We start from the raw sequence: 26,415 nt of genomic DNA, 5'->3' as shown, positions 1-26,415 counted from the left end.
GCGATGCGTCGTGACACCTTCCTGAAGAGCCTGGCCGCACTGGCCGCCGCGGGCGCGCTGCCTGCCCAGGCGCAGAACAGCGTCAACATCAAGATGATGATTCCGGCCAACCCCGGCGGTGGCTGGGACACCACCGGCCGCGCGCTGGGCAAGGCGCTGCAGGACGCGGGCGCCGCCTCGGCCGTCAGCTACGACAACAAGGGCGGTGCCGCCGGTGCGATCGGCCTGGCGCAGTTCGCCAACGGCAGCAAGGGCGACGGCAACGCGATGATGGTGATGGGCGCGGTGATGCTGGGCGGCATCATCACCGGCAAGCCGCCGGTGGGCCTGAACCAGGTCACGCCGCTGGCGCGCCTGACCAGCGAATACAACGTCTTCGTGCTGCCGGCCGAATCGCCGCTGAAGACCATGGCCGACGTCGTGGCGCAGATGAAGAAGGACCCCGGCAGCGTGAAGTGGGGTGGCGGCTCGCGCGGCTCCACCGAGCACATCGCCGCGGCGATGATCGCGCGCGAGGTCGGCGTCGACGCCGCCAAGATCAACTACGTGCCCTTCCGCGGCGGCGGCGAGGCCGTGGCGGCCATCCTGGGCGGCAACGTCACGGTGGGCGGCAGCGGCTACAGCGAGTTCCAGCAGTACATCGAGGCCGGCAAGATGCGCGCGATCGCCGTCACCTCGGCCACGCGGCTGAAGGGCCTGAACATCCCGACGCTGAAGGAGCAGGGCATCAACGTCGAGATCGGCAACTGGCGCGGCGTCTACGGCGCACCCGGCATCTCCGAGGCCCAGCGCAAGCAGTTGATCGATCTGATCGTGCGCGCCACGAAGAGCAAGGCCTGGGCCGAGGCCATGACGAAGAACCAGTGGACGCCGGCCCTGATGACGGGCAAGGAGTTCGAGGACTTCGTCGACCGCGAGTTCGCCAGCCTGCGCGCCACCATGGTGAAGGCCGGGATGATCTGATCCTGGCGTCCGGGGCGCCGCGCGCCCCGGCCTGGTACGACAAGAACACCGGAGGAGACATGGCCGCATCGTTCGGGCCGCAGCGCCAGCAGTTGCTGGTGGGCTGCGGCGCCTTGCTCGTGGGGGCGGCGCTGGCGTATGGCGCGACCAGCATCCCGTCGGACGCCGGCTATGCCGGGGTCGGGCCCAACTTCCTGCCGTGGGTGGTCTCGGTGGTGCTGCTGCTCTGCGGCGCGCTGCTGGTGTGGGAAGCCGCCAGCGGCGGTTACCGCGCGATGGAGGAACCCTCGGGCGCACCGCAGGCCGACTGGCATGCGATGGCCTGGGTGGCAGCCGGCGTGCTGCTGAACGCGGCGCTGCTGACGGTGATCGGCTTCATCCTGAGCTGCATGCTGTGCTTCATGCTGGCGGTGCGCGGCCTGCGCATCTCCGAGGGCAAGGCCGCGGGCGGTGTGCGCAAGACGCTGCTGGACGCGCTGACCGGCTTCCTGATCGCCGCCCCGGCGTACTGGCTCTTCACCAAGCTGCTGGCCATCAACCTGCCCGGCCTCACCACGACAGGGTGGTTGTGATGGATGTGTGGTCCCTGCTCCTGCAAGGCTTCGCCACCGCCGGCACGCCGGTCAACCTGCTCTGGGCCTTCGTCGGCTGCGTGCTGGGCACGGCCATCGGCGTGCTGCCGGGGCTGGGCCCGGCGGTCACGGTGGCGATGCTGCTGCCGATCACGGCGCAGGTGGAGCCCACCGCCAGCATGATCTTCTTCGCCGGCATCTACTATGGCGCGATGTACGGCGGCTCGACCACGTCGATCCTGCTCAACACGCCCGGCGAGACCGGCACCATGGTCACCGCGCTCGAAGGCTTCAAGATGGCCAAGAGCGGCCGCGCCGGCGCGGCGCTGGCCACGGCGGCCATCGGCAGCTTCGTCGCCGGCACCATCGCCACCGTGCTGGTGACGCTGTTCGCGCCGTTCGTCGCGGTGCATGCGGTGAAGCTGGGGCCGCCCGAGTACTTCATGCTGATGCTGCTGGCCTTCACCACGGTGAGCGCGGTGCTGGGCAAGAGCACGCTGCGCGGCATCACGGCGCTGTTCGTGGGCCTGGCCATCGGCTGCGTCGGCCTGGACCAGATCACCGGGCAGGTGCGCTACACGCTTGGGCTGCCCGAGTTCCTGGACGGCATCGAGGTGGTGCTGGTGGCGGTGGGCCTGTTCGCCGTCGGCGAGTGCTTCTACACCGCGATGTACGAAGGCCGCACCACGGCGCAGATGAACCGCATGAACAAGGCCCACATGACGCGCACCGAATGGCGGCGGTCGTGGCCGGCCTGGCTGCGCGGCACGGCGCTGGGCTTTCCGTTCGGCACCATACCCGCCGGCGGCACCGAGATCCCCACCTTCCTGAGCTACGGCATCGAGCGCAAGCTCAGCAAGCACAAGCACGAGTTCGGCACCACCGGCGCCATCGAAGGCGTGGCCGGGCCGGAGGCCGCCAACAACGCTGCCGTCACGGCCACGCTGGTGCCGCTGCTGACGCTGGGCATCCCCACGTCGGTGACGGCGGCCATCCTGCTGAGCGCGCTGCAGGGCTACGGCATCAACGCCGGGCCGCAGCTGTTCCAGACCTCGTCGGCCCTGGTGTGGGCGCTGATCGCCAGCCTGTACATCGGGAACGTCATGCTGCTGGTGCTGAACCTGCCGCTGGTGGGGCTGTGGGTGAAGCTGCTGAAGATCCCGCGCCCGCCGCTGTACGCGGGCATCCTGATCTTCGCCACCGTGGGCGTGTACGGCATGCGCCAGAGCAGCTTCGACCTGTTCCTGATGTTCGGCATCGGCATGCTGGGCGTGGTGATGCGGCGCTACGACTTCCCGACCGCGCCGGTCATCGTCGGGATGATCCTCGGCCCGCTGGCCGAAGCGCAGATGCGCAATGCGCTGTCGATCGGCGAAGGCAAGTGGGGCGTGTTCATCGAACGCCCGATGTCGGCGTCGCTGCTGGCGGTGGTGGTGGCGGTGCTGGTGCTGCCGCGGCTGCTGAAGCTGGTGCGCGCGCTGAAGCAGCGCGCGGCCTGACGGGCCCTAGTCGGGCGCGCCCATCGCCAGCGCCAGCGCGCGCTGCTGTTCCAGCGCCGCAGGGTCGGCGGCCGCCCGCGTGTCCCAGCCCTGCAGGTGGCGCTCGGCCACCACGGCCAGCGCCTGCACCCACGACGGCCGGCCGTTCAAGCAGGCGATGTAGTCGAAGCGCTCGCCGCCGGCGTGCAGGAAGGCCTCGCGCGCCTCCTGGTCGATCTCTTCCAGCGTCTCCAGGCAGTCTGCGGTGAAACCGGGGCACATCACGTCCACGCGCTTGATGCCTTGCTGCGCCAGCGCCACCAGCGTCGGCTCTGTGTAGGGCTCGAGCCACTTGGCCTTGCCGAAGCGGCTCTGGAAGGTGACGAGCAGCGCGTCCTTGGCGAGGCCCAGGTGCTCGCGCAGCAGCCGCGCCGTCTTGTGGCACTGGCAGTGGTAGGGGTCGCCCAGCAGCAGCGAACGGTGCGGCACGCCGTGGAAGCTGAGCACCAGCCGCTCGCCGCGGCCGTGCGTGCGCCAGTGGTCCTGCACGCTTTCGGCGAGCGCGGCGATGTAGCCGGGCTCGTCGTGGTACTCGTTGACGAAGCGGAACTCGGGCGTGCGGCGCGCCGCCATCGACCAGCGCATCACCGCGTCGCCGACGCTGGCCGTGGTGGCCGCGGCATACTGCGGGTACAGCGGCAGCACCAGCACGCGCGTGACGCCTTCGCCGCGCAAGGTGTCGAGCACCGAGGCCACCGACGGGTTGCCGTAGCGCATGGCGTGGCGCACCATCACGCGGTGGCCGCGCTCGCCGAGCGTGGCCGACAGCATGGTGGCCTGCGTCGCCGTCCAGACCGCCAGCGGCGAGCCTTCGGCACCCCAGATGCTGGCGTACTTGGCCGCCGACTTGGCCGGCCGCGTGCGCAGGATGATGCCGTGCAGGATGGGCCACCACACCAGCCGCGGGATCTCGACCACGCGCGGGTCGCTGAGGAATTCCGCCAGATAGCGTCGCAGCGCGGCAGGCGAGGGTTCGTCGGGGGTGCCCAGGTTCACCAGCAGCACGGCCGTGCGCGGTGTGCTGCCGTGGCGGTAGGCGGGTTCTTCGCGGAATGTCATGCCGTCGGTCGTAGGCGGGCCAGGTCGGCCAGCATGGCGTTCAGGTCCACGGGTTTGGTCCAGCAGCCGGCGAAGCCGGCCTGCAGCGCCGCCTGTTGCACCTGGGACGGCTCCTCGGCCGTGCACAGGAAGGCCGGCGTGGCGGCGTTGCCGCAGGCGCGGCGCAGCTCGGGCAGCAGCGCGTAGCCGTCGGTGTCGGGCAGGTGGAGGTCGACCACCAGAACCTGCGGGCGGAAGTCCGCCACGAGTTCCAGCGCCTCGGCGCCGCTGCCGGCGGTCTGCACCTCGAAGCCGCCGGCGAAACGGCAGGTCTCTTCGAACAGCAGGGTGTTGATGCGGTCGTCGTCGACGTAGAGCACACGCATGTGGGGTGTGCCCGGTCAGTCGGCCATGAGGTCGGGCGACAGCAGCGGCTGGGTGTCGCCGAAGCGCAGCACGTCGAAGCGCACGCAGGCCGAGCCCGGGTCGCTGGGCGAGCCGCCGAGGCCGACGACGCCGTTGCCGTGCAGCGTGCAGCTGCCGCGGCGCAGGCTGACGATCTCGCCGTCGGCGAACTGCACGTACGTGCCGTTGTAGCTGAGGTCGGTGAGCTGGAAGCTGCCGCTGTGCCAGTCGACACGCGCATGCGAGCGCGACACGCGCGAGTCGTCGACGCAGAAGCTGGCCTGCGGGCTGCGCCCCAGCACTACGGGCATCTGCTGGCTGGCGAAGACGCGGTTGATGTCGCGCCACACCAGGCGCAGGCCGTCGGGTTCGCTGACGCTGGAGATGTCGCCGCCGAACTGCGTGGCCGGCATGTCGAAGCTGCTGCCGCGGCGGCCGCCCATCACATGCACCTGCACGGGCTCGACCCGGCCGCGCAGCACGAGGCGGTCGAGGCTGCGAAAGCGCGAGCGCTGTTCCAGCGTCAGGCCCTGCAGCACTTCGGCGGTGATCAGCGTCTCGTTGTCGCCTGCGTGGTCGAGCAGCCGGGCGCTGACGTTGACCGCGTCGCCGTAGCAGTCGCCGGCCATCTCGACGACCTCGCCGCGTGCCAGCGCCACCTGCAGGCGCAGCCCGCGCAGCCCGGACGACGCGCCGCGCTCGCTGCCGCGCGACACCATCGCGTCGAGCAGGTCGTGCATCACGGCCGAGGCCTGCACCGCGGGCACGGCCTGCGTGAACACGGCCATCAGGCCGTCACCCAGCGTCTTCACGACGCGTCCGCCGGAGTCGCCGACGGACTTGGCGAGCGCACTCACGCAGTGCGTCACCACCGACGTGGCCTCGGCGTTGCCCAGCGTCTCGTACAACGCCGTGCTGCCACGCAGGTCGGCGAAGAGGACGGTGAGGTCGGAGATCTGGGTCATGCAGGGCCGAAAGTGTAGCGCCGGCCCCGTGACAGGCCCGATCGTGCCGGGCTGCGGTGGGGCCGGTGGGCGCCTGGCTCAGAGGTTGTCCAGGTACGTGCGCAGCTTGTCCGAGCGGCTCGGGTGCTTGAGCTTGCGGATCGCCTTGGCCTCGATCTGGCGGATGCGCTCGCGCGTCACGTCGAACTGCTTGCCCACTTCTTCCAGCGTGTGGTCGGTGCTCATCTCGATGCCGAAGCGCATGCGCAGCACCTTGGCCTCACGCGGCGTCAGGCTGTCGAGGATGTCCTTCACCACGTCGCGCAGGCCGGCCTGCATGGCGGCCTCGATCGGCGCCGTGTTGTTGGTGTCCTCGATGAAGTCGCCCAGGTGCGAGTCGTCGTCGTCGCCGATCGGCGTCTCCATGGAGATCGGCTCCTTGGCGATCTTCATGATCTTGCGGATCTTGTCCTCGGGGATCTCCATCTTCTCTGCCAGCGTCGGGGCGTCGGGCTCGAAGCCGAACTCCTGCAGATGCTGGCGCGAGATGCGGTTCATCTTGTTGATGGTCTCGATCATGTGCACCGGGATGCGGATGGTGCGTGCCTGGTCGGCGATCGAGCGCGTGATGGCCTGGCGGATCCACCAGGTGGCATAGGTCGAGAACTTGTAGCCGCGGCGGTACTCGAACTTGTCCACCGCCTTCATCAGGCCGATGTTGCCTTCCTGGATGAGGTCGAGGAACTGCAAGCCGCGGTTGGTGTACTTCTTCGCGATGCTGATGACCAGGCGCAGGTTGGCCTCGATCATCTCCTTCTTCGCGTCGCGGCTGGCCTTCTCGCCCTCGTTCATCTTCTTGTTGATCTCCTTCAGGTCCTCGAGCGGCACCACCGCGCGGGACTGCAGGTCGATCAGCTTCTGCTGCAGTTCCTGCACCGCGGGCAGGTTGCGCTGCAGGATCGGGCTGTAGTGCTTGGCCGCCGCGATCTCCTTCTCCGCCCACTTCAGGTTCATCACGTTGGGCGGGAAGGTCTTGATGAAGTGGTCCTGCGGCATGCCGCACTTGTCGACCACGATCTTGCGGATCTCGCGCTCGTAGCGGCGCACGTCGTCGACCTGGCTGCGCAGGATGTGGCACAGCTTCTCGATCGTCTTCACGGTGAAGCGGATCGTCATCAGGTCGTCGCTGATGGCGTGCTGCGCCTTGTTGTACGAGGCGCTCTTGTAGCCTTCCTTCTCGTAGGCCTTGCGCATCTTGTCGAAGTGCGTGCGCAGCGCCTCGAACTTCACCAGCGCGGCCTTCTTCAGCTCTTCGAGCTTCTTGGTCAGCGCCTTGCTGCCGCCCTGGCCGTCGTCGTCGTCTTCCTCGTCGAATTCGTCGAAGTCCTCCTCGGCGACGTAGTCGTCGGCCTCGTCCTCGGCGACGAAGCCATCCACGGCCTCGCTGATCTGCATCTCGCCGGCGCCGATGCGGTCGGCCATCGCCAGGATCTCGGCGATCGTGGTGGGGCTGGCGCTGATGGCCAGCATCATCGCCTGCAGGCCGCCTTCGATGCGCTTGGCGATCTCGATCTCGCCTTCGCGCGTGAGCAGTTCCACCGTGCCCATCTCGCGCATGTACATGCGCACCGGGTCGGTGGTGCGGCCGAATTCGCTGTCCACGGTGGACAGGGCGGCTTCGGCGGCCTCCTCGGCTTCCTCTTCCGTGGCGGTGGCGGTGCCGCCGCCGGCGATCAGCAGCGTCGCGGCGTCGGGAGCCTGCTCGTAGACCGCGATGCCCATGTCGTTGAGCATGGACACGATGGCCTCGAGGATCTCCTCGTTGACCAGCTTCTCGGGCAGGTGGTCGTTGATTTCCTGGTGCGTCAGGAAGCCGCGCGTCTTGCCCATCTTGATGAGCGTCTTCAGCTCCTGGCGGCGCTTGGCGGCTTCTTCCTCGGTGAGCGCCGTCTCGTCCAGGCCGAACTCGCGCATCAGCGCGCGCTCCTTGGCGCGCGAGACCTTCATGCGCAGCGGCTTGGCCTTGGCCTCCTTGCCTTCGCCGGCATCGGCCACCTCGACTTCGGCTTCGGCCTCGACTTCGGCCTCGACGTCGAGTTCGACCTCGATGTCGCCCAGGTCCTCGTCTTCCTCGACCGCCTTCTTGGCGTCCTTCTTGCCACCCTTGGCCGCCTTCGGATCGGCCTTGGCTTCGGGCTTGGCCGCCTTGGCCGCCGGCTTGGCGGGCTTGTCCGCCTTGCCCTTGGCCGCTGCCTTCGGCTCCACGGCCGCGGCGGCCTTGGCCTTGGCTGCCGGCGCCGGCGCTTCCGCGGTCTTGGTGGCCTTGGCCGTCTTGGCGGCCTTGGTGTCTTCGGCAGGGGCGGGGGCGGCGGCGGGCTTCTTGGCGGTCATGCTGTTCCTTCGGTGAGGCTGTCGCGGCATCTTCACGGCGCACGCCGGGCCGGCGCTGCACGTGCAGCCCGGCCGAGGTCGGGGGTGTCCGTCGGGGCGAAGATGGCGGTGTCGAGTGCGCGGGTTCGCCGTGAACCCGGGGAGCTGGCAGTCCTTGCGGATGAAGGTGGCCGTGCGCTGTGCTGAGCGCGCCCGTGTCAGGGGTTTGGCCGGTCCGGAGGTGCTGCTGTCACTCTTGCCGCTGCGGTAAGCCTTGGATTATACCGCGCCGGGGCCGCATGGCGTCAGGAGGGAGGCGTGATTTCCGCCGTGCGGTGCAGCTTGATGCGCTCGTGGCAGGCCCGCAGCCGGTCGAGATGCTCGCGGTCGGTGCGGCCTTCGGCGGTGAGGGCGCGCGCCTCCTGTTCGAAGTGCTCGCGCCACAGCCGGTGCATCACGCGTTGCAGGTCCTCGAAGCTGTGTTCCTCGTCGAGCGTGCCGCTGCCGACCCACTGCCGGGCCTCGTCGCGGAAGCTCTCGGCCTGCAGGGCCTCGTCCAGCGCTGCCCAGGTCTGCGGGCCGTGCTCGGTGATCTGCCGTTCCAGCCAGGCCACGGCGTCGCCGTGGCGTCCGCCCAGGTCGTGCAGCAGGTGGTGGTCGTCGCCGGACAGGCGCTCCCACCAGTCGCTGTGGCGCAGCAGCAGGCGCAGCGCCAGGTCGGCCGGACCGGCCGGCGCGCGTCTGCCGCCGCCGCGCGGCGCGCGGCGTGGTGCCGGCATCGGCGGCTGGGCGCCGGGGGCCGCACGCTGTGGCGCGGCAGCGCCTCCCCACAGCGCGACCAGGTCGTCGCTGGCCAGCCCCGCCTGGCGCGCCAGCTCCGGGAGCAGCTGGCGCTTCAGCGCGCCGTCGGGCAGCGCCTGCCACAGCGGCTTGGCCTGCGCCAGCATGCGGGCGCGGCCCTCGGCGGTGCTCAGGTCCGCGTCCTCCGAGGCCTGCTCCACGAGCTGGCGCGACAGCGGCACGGCCGCCGCCACGGCGGCCTCGAAGGCGGGCGCACCGAGCGTGCGCACGAAGCTGTCGGGGTCGTGCTCGGGCGGCAGGAACAGGAACTTCACGCTGCGCAGGTCGCTGGCGTGCGGCAGCGAGGCCTCGAGCGCCCGGCCGGCGGCGCGGCGCCCGGCGGCATCGCCGTCGAACGCGAACACGACGGCGTCGGTGAAGCGGAACAGCTTCTGCACGTGGTCGGCCGTGCAGGCCGTGCCCAGCGTGGCCACCGCGTTGGCGAAGCCCGACTGCGCCAGCGCCACCACGTCCATGTAGCCCTCGACGACCAGCGCGTAGCCCTTCTCGCGCAGCGCCGCGCGGGCCTCGAACAGGCCGTACAGCTCGCGCCCCTTGCTGAACAGCGGTGTCTCGGGCGAGTTGATGTACTTCGGCTTGCTGTCGTCGAGCACGCGGCCGCCGAAGCCGATGACCTCGCCGCCCACTGCGCGGATGGGAAACATCACGCGGTCGCGGAACCAGTCGTAGCGGCCGCGGTCGGCGTCCGCAGCCGCGCCGTCTTCGCCGTCCTTCGTGCGCACCAGGCCGGCTTCCTCGAGCAGCGGATCGTCGTAGCGCGGGAACACGCCGGCCAGCGTGCGCCAGCCGGGCGGGGCGTAGCCCAGGCCGAAGCGCGCCGCGATGGCGCCGGTGAGGCCGCGGCGCTTGAGGTAGTCGATCGCGCGCGGGCTGGCGCGCAGCTGGCCGCGGTAGAAGTCGGTGGCCTTCGTCAGCAGCTCGCCCATCGAGAGGCGGCGTTCGCGCAGCTTGTCGCGCCGCACCTGTTCGTCGGCGCTGACCTGTTCCTCGGGCACCGTGAGCCCCGCGCCCTGGGCCAGGTCGCGCACGGCTTCGACGAAGCTCAGGCCCAGGTGTTCGGTGAGGAAGCGGATCGCGTCGCCCGAGGCGCCGCAGCCGAAGCAGTAGTAGAACTGCTTGCTCGGGCTGACCGAGAAGCTCGGCGACTTCTCGCCGTGAAACGGGCACAGCCCCATCAGGTTGGCGCCGCCGCGCTTGAGCTCGACGTGGCGGCCGACGACATCGACGACGTCGACGCGCGAGAGCAGTTCCTGGATGAAGCCGGGCGGAATCACCCGGCGAGTCTACCGACCCCGCTGCCGTTGCCTGCGTCCACGGCTGCCGGCGCCAGCGCGAACATGCCCTTGTAGTCGCGCACCCAGGCCGCGACCTGGTTCGACGGCATCGGCGCCGCGATGCCCGTGCCCTGGCCGATGGTGCAGCCCAGCTCCAGCAGCGTGCGCGCCTGCGCCGGCGACTCCACGCCTTCGGCCACCACGGTGCGCCCAAACGTGCGCGCCAGCCCGATCACGCCTTCGACGATGGCGCGGTCCTGCGGGTCGGCCAGCATGTTGTGCACGAAGCTGCGGTCGATCTTCAGCACGTCGACCGGCAGCTGCTTCAGGTAGGTCAGCGGCGAATAGCCGGTGCCGAAGTCGTCGAGCGCGAAGCGCACGCCCAGCCCGCGGCAGCGGCCGATCAGCGCCGACGTGGCCTCGATGTCCTTGTGCGCCTCGGTCTCCAGGATCTCCAGCTCCAGCGAGGTCGCCAGCGGCTCGTCGTAGCGCGCCAGCAGTTCCGACAGGCGCTGCGCGAAGTCGGGCTCCTGCATGTGGCGCGCCGAGACGTTGACGCTGACGGTGATGTCGAGCCCGTTGCGCCGCCACTGCGACAGGTGCTCCAGCGCCTGCGAGAACACCCAGTCGCCCACCCGTGCCGACAGCCCGGTGTTCTCGATCAGCGGCAGGAAGCGCTGCGGCGCGATCAGCCCCTGCTGCGGGTGTTCCCAGCGCAGCAGGGCCTCGAAGCCGAGCACGCGGCCGCTGGTCATCTCGACCTTGGGCTGGTAGAAGAGCACGAACTCGCCCTGGTCGAGCGCCTCCTGCACGCGGCCCAGCGCCATCACGCGCTCCTCGGTGCGGCGGCGGTGCTCGGGGTCGAAGAACAGGTAGCCGTTGCGGCCGCTCTGCTTGGCGCCGTACATCGCGTGGTCGGCGTGGCGCAGCAGGGTGTCGGCGTCGCTGCGGTCGATGGGGTAGATGGTGGCGCCCATGCTGGCGGTGATCTGCACCGATTCCGATGCCGGGTCGATGACGTAGGGCTGCGACACCACGCGCAGCACGCGTTCCACGGCCAGCCGGGCTTCCTCGATGGTGCCGGCACGCAGCAGCAGCACGAACTCGTCGCCGCCCAGCCGCGCGGCGGAGTCGGCCCAGGTGTCGCGGCGTCGCAGCGCGCTGCGCAGGCGGCCCGACAGTTCCACCAGCAGCCGGTCCCCGGCGGCGTGGCCGAACTGGTCGTTGATCGGCTTGAAGCGGTCCAGGTCGAGGTAGCACACCGCGAGCAGGAAGCCCTCGCGATCGGCTGCGCGCATCGCGTCGGCCAGCAGCAGCGACAGGTGCACGCGGTTGGGCAGGCGCGTCAGCTCGTCGAAGTGGGCCTGGCGCTCCAGGCGCTCGCGCTGCACCTGCTGCTCGGTGATGTCGCTGATGACGAGCACGTGGTAGCGCAGGTTGCGGTTCGGCCCCGGAACGGTGCTGATGGTGGCCTGCAGCGTGCAGGTGTCGCCGCTGCGCCGGCGCTCCAGCAGTTCGCCGCGCCAGTGGCCGTGGTCGCGCAGCGCCGCCCACATGGCCGCGCGCTGCTGGCGGGCGATGGGGTCGGCAGGTGCCGGCCGCAGCAGCGACGGCACGGTGCCCAGCAATTCGGCCCGCGGCACGCCCAGGATCTCGGTGTATGCCGGGTTGGCGTCCAGCGCGCGCATGTCGGCGTCGGTGACCAGCAGGCCTTCGTGCAGGTGCTGGAACAGGCTCGCCGACAGGCGCTGGCGCTCCTGCGCCTCGTGGCGGTCGTCGATGTCGGCCAGCGTGGCGAGCAGGCGTGCCGGGCGGTCGTCGAGGTTGCGCTCGATCACCAGCAGCGTGGCCTCCAGCCAGCGCCACGCCCCGGCCGCGGTCTCGCGCGGCATGCGCAGTTCGACCTGCAGGCGGCCGGAGTCGCCGCTGCGCAGCCGCGCGATGCCGTCTTCCAGCAGCGGCCGGTCCTCCGGGTGCACGCGCTGCAGCCACTGTGCCGGCGTCCAGCGCCCGCCCTCGTGGCCTGTCAGCGAGATCCAGGCGGCCGACGCGAAGCTCTCGTTGCGCTGCATGTGCCAGTCGGCCACGCCCAGGCGCGAACCGTCCAGCGCCCATTCCCAGCGCTGCGCGCGCCAGTCGTCCTCGACGGCACGCGCATGCACCAGCAGCAGCAGGGCGAGCATCGCCATGATCCAGCCACCGACGCCCAGGTACAGCACGCTGCCGTGCCCGGGCCACAGCGGGCCGGGGCCGGCCGCCGTGCACACGACCAGCGCCACGACCAGCAGCGTGGCGCTGCCGAGCGCCGCGCCGGCATGCAGGGCCAGCGCCACCAGCAGCACCGGCGGCACGAAGAGCAGCAGGCGGCCGAGCGCACTGTCGGAGACGGTGACGCTGGCCAGCATGGCCGCCGTGGCGAGGCTGGCCGCCATCAGCAACAGCGTGCCTCCCAGGCGGTGGCCCGGTTGCAGCGCGTGCATCACGCGCCGGTCCAGCGTCAGGATCGGCAGCGCCACCAGCAGCATGCCGACCACCAGCACGCTCCAGCCGGCCGCCAGCGTCGGCCACCAGCCGCCCGCGGGCACGGGCATCGTCCAGCGCAGGCCGCTGCCGGCAACGAGCGCAGCCACCGGCGTGGCCACGGCACAGACGGCGAAGGTCAGGGCCTGGATGTCGCGCGCACGCTCCAGCCGGGCGTCGAACGCGATGGTGCGCAGCAGCCACAGCGCCGCCAGCAGGCCGGCCGTCTGCGCGACGGCCGCCACCAGCGCCGTGGCCGGTGGCAGCGCCATCGTCAGCAGGGCCAGCAGCACGCCGCCTGCGGCGCCGAGCGTGCCGCCCGCGCCCCAGCGCAGCGTGGCCGCCAGCCCGACACCACCGGACAGCGCCAGCGCGCTCCACGGCGCCAGTGGCAGCGCAACCGCCCCGAGGTAGGCGGCGACCAGGCATCCCAGCGCGACCGCCATGCCGCGCGCGCCCCGCTGGCTGGCGTGCTGCCACGACGCCAGCAGGCGTTGGAGGGGGAGGCGTTGTTCGGGTTCGGTCACGCGGGCTGTCGGACGGGCAGGGGGAACGGCCCGGCGAGGCAGGCGACGTTCCATGCTAACCGCAGGGCCCCCACCCGCAAGCCGGTTCCGCCCCCGCGAGCCGGGGACGCGGGCCCATGCAGCCGCGGGGTGCGGACCGCAGCGGCCTCAGATGGTGAAGTCGGACAGCGAGCGCCCGGCGGCCAGTGCGGCCCGCAGCCACTTGGGCTGCAGGCCGCGACCGGTCCAGGTGTCGCCCGTGGTGGGGTCGCGGTACTTGGGCGCGACCTTGCCGGTGCTGCCGCTGCGCTTGGGCGCGGCCGCGGCGCGGGTGCCCAGGTCGGCCAGCGTCAACCCGTATTGCGCCATCAGCGCCTTGACCTGCGTGATGGCCGCGGAGCGCTCCTCGCGCTGCGCGTCGAGGATCTGCTTTTCCAGGCTGGCCTTTTGTGCCAGCAGTTCTTCCAAGCTTGCCATGGGGAATCTCCGTGCGGCTGAAACTGACTGGCCCGATGCTACATCGGGCGCCCAATTCCAGCGGCGCGGAAAACCCCGCGCGGGGTTGGAATCAGCGGTAGCCGACGCGGTCCAGCATCTGCTGCACCGGCACCTGGTTGCGGCCGATCGTGGAAACCGGAACCGTTTCCACCTTGAAATCACCAAAGGCTTCCAGCGCGGGATTCTTGAGTTTCACGTCGCGCACCGCCGGCCATTCGTTGTTGCCGTTGGCGAAATAGGTTTGCGCTTCGGCGCTGGCCAGGTACTCGAGAAACTTCACCGCCGCCTCGCGGTTCTTCGCGTGGCGCGCCACGGCGCCGCCGGCGATGTTGACGTGGGTGCCGTGGTTCGCCTGGTTCGGGAACACCACGCCGATGCGCTCGATCACGGCCCGGTCGGCCGGGGCTTCCGAACGCATCATGCGCGCGAGGTAGTAGCTGTTCGTCAGCGCCACGGCGCATTCGCCGCTGGCCACGGCCTTGATCTGGTCGGTGTCGCCGCCCTTGGGGGCGCGCGCCATGTTGCCGTTGACCGCCTTCAGCCATTCCTCGGCCTTGGCCGGGCCGAGATGTTCGACCATCGCGCCAAACAGCGACAGGTTGTAAGGATGCGACCCCGAACGTGTGCAGACGCGGCCCTTGTTCACCGGGTCGGCGAGTTTCTCGTAGGTGTCGACGTCGGTTTTGTTCACGCGCTGCTTGTCATACACGATGACACGGGCGCGCGTGGAGAAGCCAAACCACTGCGATCCCTGGCCGGCGTCGGTGCTGCGCAATTGCGCGGGGATCCGGCTTTCCAGCACGCTGCTCTTCACCGGCTGGAACAGCCCGTCGGTTTCGGCGCGCCACAGGCGGGCGGCGTCGACCAGCAGGATCACGTCGGCCGGGCTGCTGGCGCCTTCGCTCTTCAGCCGCACCAGCAGGCCGGCATCGTCGGCGTCCACCCGGTTGATGCGGATGCCGGTGGCCTTGGTGAAGTTGGCGTAGAGGGCCTCGTCGGTCTGGTAATGGCGGGCCGAGTACAGGTTCAGGACCTTGTTGTCCTGGGCCCAGGCGGGAACCAGGCTCAACGTGACGAGGGCTGCGGCCAGCAGGCGGGACAGGACGGGACGGGACATCACAACTCCGGAGATCGTTGGTCGATGCCCGGAGTCTACTTGATAATGCGAACGCTTCTCAATAGTCTTACGGTGCAGGGGGCACGTAGCCCGCCGGCTGCTCGGCGCCGCCGCCGAAGAAGAACTGCTCCATCTGCCGCGCCAGATACTGCCGGGCCCGCGCGTCGGCCAGGTTGAGCCGGTTCTCGTTCACCAGCATGGTCTGGTGCTTCTTCCAGAGCTCGAAGGCTTCCTTGCTGACGTTGTCGTAGATGCGCTTGCCCAGTTCGCCCGGGTAGGGCGCGAAGCTCAGGCCTTCGGCTTCCTTCTTGAGGTGGATGCATTGCACCATGCGGGTCATGTCGATCTCCTGGGGTCGGTTCAGCTGAGTTTCTTCACCAGGACCTGGCTGCGGCGGTCCCAGTTGTATTTCTTCTTGCGTGCGTCGGGCAGCCAGTCGGGGTCGACCTGCGCGAAGCCGCGCTTGATGAACCAGTGCATCGTGCGCGTGGTCAGCACGAAGATGCTCTCCAGGCCCATCGCGCGCGCGCGCTGCTCGACGCGCTTGAGGATCCGTTCGCCGTCGCCCTGGCCTTGCGACAGCGGGCTCACGGTCAGCGCCGCCATCTCGGCCGTGCGGCGCTCGGGGTAGGGGTACAGCGCGGCGCAGGCGAAGATGATGCCGTCGTGCTCGATCACCGTGTACATGGCGATGTCGCGCTCGATCTCGGTGCGCTCGCGCCGCACCAGCGTGCCGTCGCGCTCGAAGGGCTCGATCAGCTGCAGGATGCCGCCGACGTCGTCGGCGGTGGCCTCGCGCAGGCTTTCCAGCTTCTCGTCGACCACCATCGTGCCGATGCCGTCGTGCGTGAACACCTCCAGCAGGATGGCGCCGTCGGCGGCGAAGGGCAGGATGTGCGAGCGCTCGACACCGCCTTCGCAGGCCTTCACGCAGTGCTGCAGGTAGAACGCGGGCTCGCTGGGCAGGGTGGGCGGCGGCATGCGCTGCAGCAGCCTGCGCGCGTCGGCCAGCGCCAGTTCGGTGTCGATGGGGCTCTCGGGGTCGTCGCCGTTCTCGTGGATGCCCGGCAGCTCGGTCAGGAACAGCAGCTTGTCGGCCTGCAGCGCCACCGCGGCCGAGGTCGCAACTTCTTCCATCGTCAGGTTGAACGCCTCGCCCGTGGGCGAGAAGCCGAAAGGCGACAGCAGCACCAGCGCGCCGGTGTCGATGGCGCGACGCATCGCGAGGTGGTCGACCCGGCGCACGAGGCCGCTGGACATGAAGTCGACGCCGTCGACGATGCCCACCGGCCGCGCCGTGAGGAAGTTGCCCGACACCACGCGCACGGTGGCGTTGGCCATCGGCGTGTTGGGCAGGCCCTGGCTGAAGGCGGCCTCGATCTCGAAGCGCAGCTGCCCGGCAGCCTCCTGCGCGGCGTCGAGCGCGACCGCGTCGGTCACGCGCACGCCGTTGTGGAAGCGCGAGACGTGGCCCTTGGCGGCCAGCTGCTCGTTGACCTGCGGCCGGAAGCCGTGCACCAGCACCAGCTTGATGCCCATGGCGTGCAGGATCGCCAGGTCCTGCACGAGCGTGTTGAGCTTGCCCGCCGCGATGGCCTCGCCCGCGACCGCGACGACGAAGGTCTTGCCGCGGTACATGTGGATGTACGGTGCGACGGCGCGGAACAGCGGGACGAAGGTGTGCGGAAAGACGAGGCTCATGCTGCGCCGGATTGTGCCGCAGCCCCCGGTGCAGCCCGGCGCCCGGCCATAATCCGCGCCCCGTGCCTCCACCGCGCCGCGCCGTCCAGGCGCACCCCGTCCCGCCCATCACGTACCCCGAATCGCTGCCGGTCTCGGCCCGGCGCGAGGAGATCGCGCGTGCCGTCGCCGCGCACCAGGTCGTCATCGTCTGCGGCGAGACCGGCTCGGGCAAGACGACGCAGCTGCCCAAGCTGATGCTGGAACTGGGCCGCGGCTGGGGGGCCGGCGGCCAGGGGCTGATCGGCCACACGCAGCCGCGGCGCATCGCCGCCAGCAGCGTGGCCAAGCGCATCGCGCAGGAGCTGAACTCGCCGCTGGGCGAGGTGGTGGGCTACAAGGTGCGCTTCCAGGACCGCCTGCAGCCCGGCGCCAGCGTGAAGCTGATGACCGACGGCATCCTGCTGGCCGAGACGCAGACCGACCCGCTGCTGCAGGCCTACGACACGCTGATCATCGACGAGGCGCACGAGCGCAGCCTGAACATCGACTTCCTGCTCGGCTACCTGCGCCAGATCCTGCCGCGCCGGCCCGACCTGAAGATCGTCGTCACCTCGGCCACCATCGACGCCGACCGCTTCGCGCGCCACTTCGCGTCGCGCCATGGGGCGGCGCCGGTGATCATGGTATCCGGCCGCCTGTTCCCGGTGGAGCAGCGCTGGCGGCCCTGGGAAGAGCGCAAGGACGCCGACCTCGAGGACGCGATCGCCGACGCGGTGGACGAGCTCTGGCGCGACGGGCCGGGCGACATCCTCGTGTTCCTGCCTGGCGAGCGCGAGATCCGCGAGACGGCCGACCACCTGCGCAAGCACCTCGCCAGCACGCAGGCCTCGGCGCGCGGCGGCCCGCAGCCGGAGATCCTGCCGCTCTTCGCACGGCTGTCGCAGCAGGAGCAGGACCGCGTGTTCGAGGCCGGCAACGGGCGCCGCATCGTGCTGGCCACCAACGTCGCCGAGACCTCGCTGACGGTGCCCGGCATCCGCTATGTCGTCGACGCCGGCACCGCGCGCGTGAAGCGCTACAGCTACCGCAACAAGGTCGAGCAGCTGCAGGTCGAGCCCGTCAGCCAGGCGGCGGCCAACCAGCGCGCCGGCCGCTGCGGCCGCGTGGCCAACGGCATCTGCATCCGGCTCTACGGCGAAGACGACTTCCAGGGCCGGCCCAAGTTCACCGACCCCGAGATCCTGCGCAGCAGCCTGGCCGGCGTGATCCTGCGCATGAAGGGGCTGCGGCTGGGCGACATCGAGGACTTCCCGTTCCTGGAGGCGCCGCCGAAGAAGGCGATCGCCGATGGCTACGCGCTGCTGGGCGAGCTCGGTGCGGTCGACGAGGACAACGCGCTCACGCGCATCGGCGTCGAGCTGAGCAAGCTGCCGCTGGACCCGCGCGTGGGCCGCATGATCCTGGAAGCGCGCGAGCGCCAGGCGCTGACCGAGGTGCTGGTCATCGCCGCGGCGCTCAGCGGCCAGGACGTGCGCGACCGCCCGCTCGAGGCGCAGCAGGCTGCCGACGAGAAGCACAAGAAGTTCGACGACGAACGCTCCGAGTTCATGGGCTACCTGAAGCTCTGGAAGTGGATCGAGGAAGGCCGCGGCCACGGCGAGGCGCACAACAGCCACAAGCTCACCAACCGCCAGCAGGAACAGCGCCTGCGCGACAGCTTCGTCAGCGTGCGCCGCGTGCGCGAGTGGCGCGACATCCACTCGCAGCTGCACACGGTGGTGGCCGAGCACGGCTGGCGGCTGAACACCGTGCCCGCCACCTACGAGCAGGTGCACCAGGCGATGCTGGCCGGGTTGCTGGGCAACATCGGCTGCAAGAGCGACGACGAGGACTGGTACCTCGGCGCGCGCGGCGTGAAGTTCTGGCGCCACCCGGGCGCGCACCTGAGCAAGAAGCCCGGGCGCTGGCTGGTGGCGGCGGAGCTGGTGGAAACGACGCGCCTGTTCGGTCGCGGGCTGGCGGCGATCGAGCCGACGTGGATCCCGCCCATCGCCGGCCACCTGCTGAAGACGCAGCTGCTCGAGCCGCACTGGGAGAAGAAGGCCGGCGAGGTGGTGGCGCTGGAGCGCGCCACGCTGTACGGCATCGTCATCTACAACAACAAGCGCGTGAACTTCGGCCGGGTGGACCTGCCGGCGGCGCGCGAGATCTTCATCCGCGAAGCGCTGGTGCAGGGCGACTGGGACACGAAGCTGCCGTTCCTGGCGCACAACCAGAAGCTGATCAGCCAGGTGCAGGAGCTGGAGCACAAGGCGCGCCGGCAGGACGTGCTGGTCGACGACGAGCTGATCCACGCCTTCTACGACCAGCAGTTGCCGCGCGACGTGTGCAGCGGCGCGACGCTGGAGAAGTGGTACCGCGAGGAAGTGAAGAAGCAGCCGAAGCTGCTGCACCTGACGCGCGAAGAGCTGATGCGCCATGAGGCCGCCGGCATCACCACCGCGGCCTTCCCGAAGACGCTGCGGCTGGGCGGCATCGACTGCAGCGCGGTCTACCTGCATGAACCCGGCGACCCCAAGGACGGCGTCACGGTGACGGTGCCGATCTACGCGCTGAACCAGGTCAGCGACGAACGCTGCGAGTGGCTGGTGCCCGGCATGCTGCAGGCCAAGGTGCTGGCGCTGTGCAAGACGCTGCACCAGCGCCCGCGCTCGCGCCTGGTGCCGCTGCCCGACTACGCGGCCGAGTTCTGCGCCACCGCGCCCTTCGGCCAGGGCGGCCTGCTCGACGCGCTGCTGAAGGCCGTGCGCGAGCGCACCCAGCTGGCGGTGCAGCGCAACGACTTCAAGCCCGACCAGCTGCCGCCGCACCTGTTCATGAACTTCCGCGTCGTCGACGAGCACGGCCGCCAGCTCGGCATGGGCCGCGACCTGGCCGGCCTGAAGGCCGAGCTGGGCGGCCAGGCGCGCAGCGCGTTCCAGGCGCTGGCGGCACTGAAGGTGGCCGCGCCGCCAGCCGCCGCGCCGGCCACGCCCGCCGCGGCGTCGTCCCCGGGCGGACGCGGCGTGGTGGCGCAGGTGCAGCCGCCGGCGCCGGCCGCCCCGGCCGAGGCGCAGCGCCACACCGCCTGGACCTTCGGCGCGCTGCCCGAGCTGATGGAAGTGCGGCGCGGCGGCCAGGTGCTGATCGGCTTTCCGGCACTGATCGACCACGGCACGCACGTCGAGATCGAGGTCTTCGACGAACCCGACGTGGCCGCCGCGCGCCACCGCGCGGGCCTGCGCCGGCTGGTCGCGCTGCAGATCAAGGAACCGCTGAAGTTCCTGGAGAAGAACATCCCCGACCTGACGAAGATGGGTGCGGCCTTCATGGGCCTGGGCGGCACGCTGGAAGAGCTGCGCGCGCAGATCATCGACCTGGCGCTGGACCGCGCCTTCCTGGCCGAGCCGCTGCCCGCCGACGAACGCAGCTTCAAGGCCCGCATCGACGAAGGCCGCACGCGGCTGAACCTGATCGCCGCCGAGGTCGCGCGGCTGGCCGGCACGGTGCTGGCCGAGCACGCCACCGCGCTGCGCAAGCTGAAGGACAGCAAGCCGCCGAAGGACGTGGCCGACGACGTCGCCGCGCAGCTGCAGCGGCTGGTGCCCAAGCGCTTCCTGCTGGCCACCGGCTGGGCGCCGTTGCAGCACCTGCCGCGCTACCTGAAGGCCGTGACGCTGCGGCTGGACAAGCTGCGCGCCGACCCCGCGCGCGACGCCGGGCGCCTGGCCGAACTGCGGCCGCTGGAGCAGCGCTACCTGCGCCGCGTGGCCGAGCTGAAGGGCGCGCAGCATGCGCGGCTGGACGAATACCGCTGGCTGCTGGAGGAACTGCGCGTGAGCCTGTTCGCGCAGGAACTGCGGACGCCGCAGCCCGTCAGTGCCAAACGACTCGACAAAGCCTGGCAACAGTTGGCAGGCTGAGGCCGTTCGTTCGGGTTTGCGCGCAGCCCGCCCCCCGGCTGGCGCGTTAGTTGCTCCCTACAATTCCGCGCTTGCAGTGCCACCCACCGGGGCGCTGGCGTTGGGCGCCGCCACCCGCGGCGAAGAGGACAAGACCTTGGACATGCGACTGCTCACGGCCGCCGTGCTGCTGCTGGCCCTGTGCGACACCGCCGGGGCGCAGGGCGCGCCGGCCGCGCCGGCCGCTTCGGCCGGCGACGCCGCGGCCGAGAAGTCGGCGATGGAACGCGCGCAGCGCGAGGCCGACGGACCCCGGCGCCGCATCCTCGAGGCGGCGCGGGTGCGTGGCATCGTGCGCGCCGAGCCGCCGCCCGCGGGCGCTGTCGCCGTGCCCGTGGTGGCGCCACCGGCACCGGCACCCGCGGTCGAACGGCCGGTGAACCTGGGTGCCCTGCCGGCCGTGTTCGACCCCGTGGCGCTGCCCGCCAGCGCCGCGGTCGGGGCGCCGCTGATGGCGCCCATCGAGGCGCGCACACCGGCCGCGCCGCCGCTGGCGCCACTGCCCGAGGCGCGTGCCGTGGTGCTGGATCCGCCCCGGCTGCTGAGCCGGGTCGACCCCGAGCTGCCCGGTCGGCTGCAGCGTCGCCCGCAGCGGCGCCTGGAGGTGACGGCCGATCTCGTGATCGCGACCGATGGCCGCGTCGTCAGCGTGGCGTTCCGGGGCGATCCCGACGACGAGCTGGAGACCGTGGCGCGCGCGGCCCTGCTGCAGTGGCGCTTCGATGCCCAGCCCATCGAGCGGCCGCACACGGTGCAGTTGGTGTTCAGCGGCGGCTGAAGCGCGCCGCTGCGTCCGGCCTGCTTCAGCGGCCCAGCACTTCCAGCGCGCGGTCGAGGCCGCCGCTGTGGATGGCGATCATGGCCTGCGCGGCCACGGCCGGCTTGGGGTGGTAGGCGATCGAGAGCCCGGCCGCGGCCATCATCGGCAGGTCGTTGGCACCGTCGCCCACGGCGATGGCCTGGCTGGATTCGATGCCCATCAGCTCGCACACCTCCAGCAGCACGCGCCGCTTCTCGGCGCCGTCGACGATGTCGCCCCAGGGCCGATCGAACAGCGTGCCCGTCAGGCGCCCGTGCGCGATGCCCAGCGTGTTGGCGCGTGCGAAGTCCAGCCGCAGCCGCTGCCGGATTCGTTCGCTGAAGAACGTGAAGCCGCCGGAGACCAGCAGCGTCTTCATGCCGGCGGCCTGGCAGGCGGCGACGAAGGTCTCGACGCCCGGGTTGAGCTGCAGGCGTTCCGCGTAGACCTTCTGCAGCGCTGCTTCGGGCAAGCCGGCCAGCAGCGCGACGCGGCGGCGCAGGCTGTCCTTGTAGTCGGCGATCTCGCCGCGCATGGCGGCTTCGGTGATGGCCGCGACCTCGTCCTTGCGGCCCGCCTCGGCGGCGATCTCGTCGATGCACTCGATGTTGATCAGCGTCGAGTCCATGTCGAACGCGACCAGCTTGTAGTCCGACAGTCGGGCGCCCGCGGGCACGCCGCGCACGACCAGGCCGGGGGAGGGGGTTGTCATCGCCAGGTTCAGCAGTTGAAGGGTTGGAATGCGCCGTCGAAGGACCGGCGTTCGAACTGGATGGCGGGCAGCGCGACGGTCTCGCCGTCCACCTGCACCGGCGGCAGGCGGACCTCGAAGCTCGGCACGTCGCCCGGCAAGCGCGCGCCGATGTCGATGTGCGTGTCCGCACCGGCCGGCGCCGGGCGTGCATGCAGCGGCGTGGACAGCGGCAGCGGGCCGCGGTAGGCGACGTCGATCCTGCCGACGCTGCCGACACTGCCGACACTGCCGAGAGGCACCACGTGCCGCTGGCCGCTGGCCAGATCGTGCAGGCCGACCACGGCATCGCGGTCCAGCCGCCAGGGCCGCGCATCGCCGGGCTCCAGCCGCAGCATCCCCAACAGGGGCCGGGCGTTGCGCACGGTCGTGTAGCGCCACTCGCCCAGCCAGCGTGCCGTGCCGATGCGCTCGTCGAAGCTCAGCTCGGCATGGCGCAGGATGGCCGCGCAGTCGCGCTGCGGCGTGTCGCGCCGGCAGGCGTCGGCGCGGGCCTGCACCTGCTGCTGCAGTGCGGCGCTGCGGTAGGTCGTGAAGTCGGGGCTGGGTGGACGCTGCAGCGTCACGGGCGGCAGCACCAGCCGTTCGTCGCCCAGCCACAGCGCCGGCAGCTGCACCTCCATCTGCAGCGGCGCCTCGCCCAGCGGCCCGTCCAGCCGCAGCGTGGCACTGCCGTAGGGCGCGGCGGCACCCGGCAGTGGCCCGCCGGCCGGGTGCAGCACCGCGACGTCGACGCGGTCGCCCACGTCGACGGTGGCGACGCCCAGCAGCTCCACCGACACGGGCAGCGCCAGTTCGCGTCCGCTGCGCTGCTCCTGCAGGGTGGGCCGGTCGCCGAGGAAGCGCACGCGGCGCTGGCGCGGCAGCGTCAGGCGCAACCGCAGCGGGATGCCGCTGGCGTCGCCGAGCACGTGGTCGCGCTGCGCCGATGCCTCGATGGCGATCCCCGACGGCAGCTGCATCGACAGGCGCGTCGGCGGCCCGGCCTGGCCGCCGCAGGCCTCGCGCCGCACCTCGAAGGGCGCAGTGGACGACGGGCGGAAGTAGGTGCCGTAGGGCGCCGGCAGGCAGCCGGCCAGCGGCAGTGCCGCCGCGCCCAGCAGCAGCCTGCGTCGCCGCAGCGCCGCGGTCACGGCAGCGGCCCCGTGGGCGGGCCCAGCGCGCGCAGCACGTCGCGCACGAAGTGCGCGCGGTCCTGCGGCGAGGCGATCTCGCGGTCGATGCGCAGCTTGTCGTTGCCGGCCAGCTTGATGGCGCGGTTCTTCTGCACCAGGTCGATGATCTTCATCGCGTCGATGGGCGGGTTGGGGCGGAAGAAGATGTTCATCAGCTTCGGCCCGGCGTCGATCTTCTGCACGCCGTAGGGCTTGGCCAGCACGCGCAGCCGGTGCGTGTCGAACAGCGTCTGGCCTTGCGCGGGCAGCTTGCCGAAGCGGTCGGTGATCTCCTCGAGCAGCAGGTCGATGGCCTCGGGCTTGTCCACCGTGGCCAGGCGCTTGTAGAGGTTCAGCCGCGTGTGCACGTCGCCGCAGTAGGCGTCGGGCAGCAGTGCCGGCGCATGCAGGTTGATCTCGGTGGTGGCGCTGAGCGGGCTCAGCAGGTCGGGCTCCTTGCCGTTCTTCAGCGAGCGCACGGCCTCCGACAGCATGTCGTTGTAGAGCTGGAAGCCGACCTCCATCATGTTGCCGCTCTGGTGCTCGCCCAGCACCTCGCCGGCGCCGCGGATCTCCAGGTCGTGCATGGCGAGGTAGAAGCCGCTGCCCAGCTCTTCCATGTCCTGGATGGCCTGCAGCCGCTGCGCTGCCTGCTTGGTCAGGCCCTCGACGTCGGGCACCAGCAGGTAGGCGTAGGCCTGGTGGTGGCTGCGGCCGACGCGCCCGCGCAGCTGGTGCAGCTGCGCCAGGCCGAACTTGTCGGCCCGGCTCATCACGATGGTGTTGGCGCTGGGCACGTCGATGCCGGTCTCGATGATGGTGCTGCACAGCAGGACGTTGAAGCGCTGCGCGACGAAGTCGCGCATCACGTGCTCCAGCTCGCGCTCGGGCATCTGGCCGTGGGCCACGGCGATGCGCGCCTCGGGCAGCAGCTCCTCGAGCTTCTGCTTGCGGTTCTGGATCGTCTCGACCTCGTTGTGCAGGAAGTAGACCTGGCCGCCGCGTTTCAGCTCGCGCAGGATGGCCTCGCGGATGGTGCCGCTCGTCTCGGTACGCACGAAGGTCTTGATCGCCAGCCGGCGCTGCGGCGCGGTGGCGATCACGCTCAGGTCGCGCAGGCCTTCCAGCGCCATGCCCAGCGTGCGCGGGATCGGCGTGGCGGTCAGCGTCAGCACGTCGACCTCGGCGCGCAGCGCCTTCATCGCCTCCTTGTGGCGCACGCCGAAGCGGTGTTCCTCGTCGATGACGAGCAGCCCCAGGCGCGCGAACTTCACGTCGCTGCTCAGCAGCTTGTGCGTGCCGACCACGATGTCCACGGTGCCGGCGGCGATGCCGTCGATGGCCACCTTGACTTCCTTGGCGCTGCGGAAGCGCGACAGCTCGGCGATCTTCACCGGCCACTTGCCGAAGCGGTCCACCAGCGTCTGGTAGTGCTGCTCGGCCAGCAGCGTGGTCGGTGCAAGGATCGCCACCTGCTTGCCGCCGTGCACGGCCACGAACGCCGCGCGCAGCGCGACCTCCGTCTTGCCGAAGCCGACGTCGCCGCAGACCAGGCGGTCCATCGGCTTCGGGCTCACCATGTCCTGGATCACGGCGTGGATGGCAGCGCGCTGGTCGGCCGTCTCCTCGAAGCCGAAGCTGGCGGCGAAGGCCTCGTAGTCGTGCGGGCTGAAGCGGTGGCTGAAGCCTTCGCGCGCAGCACGGCGGGCGTACAGGTTCAGCAGCTCGGCCGCGGTGTCGCGCACCTGCTCGGCGGCCTTGCGGCGCGCCTTCTCCCACTGGCCGCTGCCCAGGCGGTGCAGCGGTGCCTCTTCGGCGCTGACGCCGGTGTAGCGGCTGATCAGGTGCAGCTGGGCCACCGGAACGTACAGCGTGGCCTGGTCGGCGTATTCCAGGTGCAGGAACTCCGACGTGCCTTCGCCGAGGTCGATGTTCTTCAGCCCCTGGTAGCGGCCGATGCCGTGGTTCAGGTGCACGACGGGGTCGCCCACCTTCAGCTCCGACAGGTCCTTGATCAGCGCGTCGACGTTGCTGACCTGTTCCTGCTTGCGCCGCTTCCGCGCCTGCGGCGTGGTCGCGAAGAGCTCGGTCTCGGTGATGAACTGCACCGACACGCCGCTGTCGGGTTCGTGCCAGTGGAAGCCCTCTGCCAGCGGTGCCGACGCAATGGCGACCTTCTCGTCACCGGCCATGAACTCGGCCAGCGTCGCGACGCTGGGCACGCTGATCTTGTGGTCGCGCAGCAGGTCCAGCAGGCTCTCGCGCCGGCCTTCGCTTTCGCCGACCAGCAGCACGCGGTGCGGCGTCTTGTCCAGGTGCTGTTCCAGCGCCGACAGCGGCTCGGTCGCGCCGCGGTCCACCGACACGTCGGGCAGCGGCCGGGCCCAGTCGGTGGGGTCCTTGCCGCGCAGCGACAGCGTCGCGTGGGCCTGCGTGCGCGTGAAGAACTCGTCGGGCTTCAGGAAGATCTCTTCCGGCGGCAGCAGCGGGCGTTCGGGGTCGTGCTGCAGGAAGCGGTGGCGTTCGCGCGTGTCGGCCCAGTAGCGCTCCAGCGCCTGGTCGACCTCGCCGTGCAGCACCAGCATGGCCTGCGCACCGACGTAGTCGAAGATGCTGCCGATGCTGTCGAAGAACAGCGGCAGGTAGTACTCGATGCCGCCGCTGGCGATGCCGGTGGCGATGTCCTTGTAGATGCGCGACCGCGTCGGGTCGCCGTCGAGCTTCTCGCGCCAGCGCTTTCGGAAGTCGCCGCGCGCGCGCTCGTCCATCGGGAACTCGCGGCCCGGCAGCAGCCGCACCTCCGGCACCGGGTACAGGCTGCGCTGGCTGTCGGGGTCGAAGGTGCGGATCGAGTCGACCTCGTTGCCGAACAGGTCCACGCGGTACGGCACCAGCGAGCCCATCGGGAACAGGTCGATCAGGCCGCCGCGCACCGCGTACTCGCCCGGGCTCACCACCTGGCTCACGTGCTGGTAGCCGGCCAGCGTGAGCTGGCCCTTCAGCTTCGCCTCGTCGAGTTGCGTCTTCTGCTTGAAATGGAAGGTGGTGCCGGCCAGGAACGACGGCGGCGCCAGCCGCGTCAGCGCGGTGGTGGCCGGCAGCAGCACCACGTCGACATCACCCTGCTGCACGCGCCACAGCGTCGCCAGGCGCTCGCTGATCAGGTCCTGGTGCGGGCTGAAGGTGTCGTAGGGCAGCGTCTCCCAGTCGGGGAAGACCGCGATGCGCAGCGCGGGGTCGAAGAACGCCAGCTCGTCGGCGAGCCGCGTGGAGTCGGAGGGTTCGGCGCTGACGATGGCCAGCAGCCGCTGGGCGTCGGCCTGCTGGCGGGCCAGGCGCGCCAGCAGCAGCGCGTCGCCCGAGCCCACCGGGCGTGGCAGCGTGTAGCGCCTGCCCGGGGCGATGTGGGGTAATTGCATGG

At 70.8% G+C, this 26,415-nt stretch carries 18 protein-coding genes; 5 read left to right on the top strand and 13 right to left on the bottom strand.

The features are described from left to right. Window positions 1-3 precede the first annotated feature (3 nt). Genes ACPOLB_RS02225 through ACPOLB_RS02215 form a run of 3 tightly spaced genes read left to right on the top strand, consistent with a single transcriptional unit; the run spans window position 4 to window position 3,034 of the window. Window positions 4-963: a Bug family tripartite tricarboxylate transporter substrate binding protein gene (locus ACPOLB_RS02225; RefSeq protein WP_425259667.1), complete on the top strand. Its 960-nt coding sequence runs from the start codon at window positions 4-6 to the stop codon at window positions 961-963. Window positions 964-1,022: 59 nt separating this feature from the next. Then, entirely contained in the window at window positions 1,023-1,535 is a 513-nt protein-coding gene (locus ACPOLB_RS02220; protein WP_425259666.1) for a tripartite tricarboxylate transporter TctB family protein, read from the top strand. Then, complete coding sequence (locus tag ACPOLB_RS02215; RefSeq protein ID WP_425259665.1) at window positions 1,535-3,034, top strand: tripartite tricarboxylate transporter permease; 1,500 nt, start codon at window positions 1,535-1,537, stop codon at window positions 3,032-3,034. Before ACPOLB_RS02220 ends, ACPOLB_RS02215 begins: the two co-directional genes overlap by 1 nt. A gap of 6 nt (window positions 3,035-3,040) precedes the next feature. Here ACPOLB_RS02215 and hemH read toward each other — a convergent pair whose 3' ends face one another. The 10 genes from hemH to argA all read right to left on the bottom strand — a co-directional run bounded on the left by hemH (window position 3,041) and on the right by argA (window position 16,307). Further along, entirely contained in the window at window positions 3,041-4,132 is a 1,092-nt protein-coding gene (gene hemH, locus ACPOLB_RS02210; RefSeq protein ID WP_425259664.1) for a ferrochelatase, read from the bottom strand. Beyond that, on the bottom strand, window positions 4,129-4,497 hold the full coding sequence (locus tag ACPOLB_RS02205) for a response regulator (RefSeq protein WP_425259663.1): 369 nt from the start codon (window positions 4,495-4,497) through the stop codon (window positions 4,129-4,131). Before ACPOLB_RS02205 ends, hemH begins: the two co-directional genes overlap by 4 nt. Before the next feature lie 15 nt (window positions 4,498-4,512). Further along, window positions 4,513-5,481 carry an adenylate/guanylate cyclase domain-containing protein gene (locus tag ACPOLB_RS02200; protein ID WP_425259662.1) on the bottom strand — a complete coding sequence of 323 codons (969 nt, stop codon included), beginning with the start codon at window positions 5,479-5,481 and terminating at the stop codon, window positions 4,513-4,515. 78 nt (window positions 5,482-5,559) lie between these two features. Further along, window positions 5,560-7,851, bottom strand: a complete 2,292-nt coding sequence (gene rpoD / locus ACPOLB_RS02195) for an RNA polymerase sigma factor RpoD (protein ID WP_425259661.1) — start codon at window positions 7,849-7,851, stop codon at window positions 5,560-5,562. A gap of 284 nt (window positions 7,852-8,135) precedes the next feature. After that, the gene (dnaG, locus tag ACPOLB_RS02190) at window positions 8,136-9,965 is read right to left on the bottom strand and encodes a DNA primase (protein WP_425259660.1); all 1,830 of its coding nucleotides are present in this window, start codon (window positions 9,963-9,965) and stop codon (window positions 8,136-8,138) included. Next, window positions 9,962-13,012, bottom strand: coding sequence for an EAL domain-containing protein (locus ACPOLB_RS02185; protein WP_425259659.1), 3,051 nt, complete (start codon window positions 13,010-13,012; stop codon window positions 9,962-9,964). Before ACPOLB_RS02185 ends, dnaG begins: the two co-directional genes overlap by 4 nt. A 147-nt stretch (window positions 13,013-13,159) precedes the next feature. Further along, window positions 13,160-13,468, bottom strand: a complete 309-nt coding sequence (locus ACPOLB_RS02180) for an H-NS family nucleoid-associated regulatory protein (RefSeq protein WP_425259658.1) — start codon at window positions 13,466-13,468, stop codon at window positions 13,160-13,162. Between the two features lie 91 nt (window positions 13,469-13,559). Then, window positions 13,560-14,606: a Fe(3+) ABC transporter substrate-binding protein gene (locus ACPOLB_RS02175; RefSeq protein ID WP_425259657.1), complete on the bottom strand. Its 1,047-nt coding sequence runs from the start codon at window positions 14,604-14,606 to the stop codon at window positions 13,560-13,562. Window positions 14,607-14,673: 67 nt separating this feature from the next. Beyond that, entirely contained in the window at window positions 14,674-14,946 is a 273-nt protein-coding gene (locus ACPOLB_RS02170; RefSeq protein ID WP_425259656.1) for an oxidative damage protection protein, read from the bottom strand. Window positions 14,947-14,966: 20 nt separating this feature from the next. Continuing rightward, entirely contained in the window at window positions 14,967-16,307 is a 1,341-nt protein-coding gene (argA, locus tag ACPOLB_RS02165) for an amino-acid N-acetyltransferase (protein WP_425259655.1), read from the bottom strand. A 62-nt stretch (window positions 16,308-16,369) separates the two neighbouring features. On the opposite strand from argA, the gene hrpA reads away from it, so the two are divergent. Both hrpA and ACPOLB_RS02155 read left to right on the top strand, forming a co-directional pair. Then, entirely contained in the window at window positions 16,370-20,251 is a 3,882-nt protein-coding gene (gene hrpA, locus ACPOLB_RS02160) for an ATP-dependent RNA helicase HrpA (protein WP_425259654.1), read from the top strand. A gap of 136 nt (window positions 20,252-20,387) precedes the next feature. Then, the gene (locus ACPOLB_RS02155; RefSeq protein WP_425259653.1) at window positions 20,388-21,068 is read left to right on the top strand and encodes a hypothetical protein; all 681 of its coding nucleotides are present in this window, start codon (window positions 20,388-20,390) and stop codon (window positions 21,066-21,068) included. A gap of 25 nt (window positions 21,069-21,093) precedes the next feature. On the opposite strand, the gene serB is transcribed toward ACPOLB_RS02155, so the two are convergent. From serB to mfd, 3 genes are read right to left on the bottom strand one after another with little or no spacing between them, the layout of a single operon-like run. Continuing rightward, entirely contained in the window at window positions 21,094-21,801 is a 708-nt protein-coding gene (gene serB, locus ACPOLB_RS02150; protein ID WP_425259652.1) for a phosphoserine phosphatase SerB, read from the bottom strand. Between the two features lie 8 nt (window positions 21,802-21,809). Beyond that, entirely contained in the window at window positions 21,810-22,973 is a 1,164-nt protein-coding gene (locus ACPOLB_RS02145; protein ID WP_425259651.1) for a hypothetical protein, read from the bottom strand. Then, on the bottom strand, window positions 22,970-26,413 hold the full coding sequence (gene mfd / locus ACPOLB_RS02140; RefSeq protein ID WP_425259650.1) for a transcription-repair coupling factor: 3,444 nt from the start codon (window positions 26,411-26,413) through the stop codon (window positions 22,970-22,972). The genes ACPOLB_RS02145 and mfd overlap by 4 nt, the downstream gene beginning before the upstream one ends. Between the last annotated feature and the right edge of the window lie 2 nt (window positions 26,414-26,415).

The organism is Rubrivivax soli (assembly GCF_049810355.1).
Lineage (GTDB): Bacteria > Pseudomonadota > Gammaproteobacteria > Burkholderiales > Burkholderiaceae_C > Rubrivivax.
The sequence above is the reverse complement of the archived record's forward strand: the minus strand, read 5'-3'. Positions and strand labels throughout refer to the sequence as shown.

Bases quoted from the DNA above. Each gene is read 5' to 3' on its own strand.
- ACPOLB_RS02205 (WP_425259663.1), bottom strand. From the start codon at position 4,497: ATGCGTGTGCTCTACGTCGACGACGACCGCATCAACACCCTGCTGTTC.
- rpoD (WP_425259661.1), bottom strand. From the start codon at position 7,851: ATGACCGCCAAGAAGCCCGCCGCCGCCCCCGCCCCTGCCGAAGACACC.
- ACPOLB_RS02220 (WP_425259666.1), top strand. From the start codon at position 1,023: ATGGCCGCATCGTTCGGGCCGCAGCGCCAGCAGTTGCTGGTGGGCTGC.
- argA (WP_425259655.1), bottom strand. From the start codon at position 16,307: ATGAGCCTCGTCTTTCCGCACACCTTCGTCCCGCTGTTCCGCGCCGTC.
- serB (WP_425259652.1), bottom strand. From the start codon at position 21,801: ATGACAACCCCCTCCCCCGGCCTGGTCGTGCGCGGCGTGCCCGCGGGC.
- hemH (WP_425259664.1), bottom strand. From the start codon at position 4,132: ATGACATTCCGCGAAGAACCCGCCTACCGCCACGGCAGCACACCGCGC.
- ACPOLB_RS02175 (WP_425259657.1), bottom strand. From the start codon at position 14,606: ATGTCCCGTCCCGTCCTGTCCCGCCTGCTGGCCGCAGCCCTCGTCACG.
- ACPOLB_RS02180 (WP_425259658.1), bottom strand. From the start codon at position 13,468: ATGGCAAGCTTGGAAGAACTGCTGGCACAAAAGGCCAGCCTGGAAAAG.
- ACPOLB_RS02225 (WP_425259667.1), top strand. From the start codon at position 4: ATGCGTCGTGACACCTTCCTGAAGAGCCTGGCCGCACTGGCCGCCGCG.
- ACPOLB_RS02200 (WP_425259662.1), bottom strand. From the start codon at position 5,481: ATGACCCAGATCTCCGACCTCACCGTCCTCTTCGCCGACCTGCGTGGC.
- ACPOLB_RS02215 (WP_425259665.1), top strand. From the start codon at position 1,535: ATGGATGTGTGGTCCCTGCTCCTGCAAGGCTTCGCCACCGCCGGCACG.
- ACPOLB_RS02170 (WP_425259656.1), bottom strand. From the start codon at position 14,946: ATGACCCGCATGGTGCAATGCATCCACCTCAAGAAGGAAGCCGAAGGC.
- mfd (WP_425259650.1), bottom strand. From the start codon at position 26,413: ATGCAATTACCCCACATCGCCCCGGGCAGGCGCTACACGCTGCCACGC.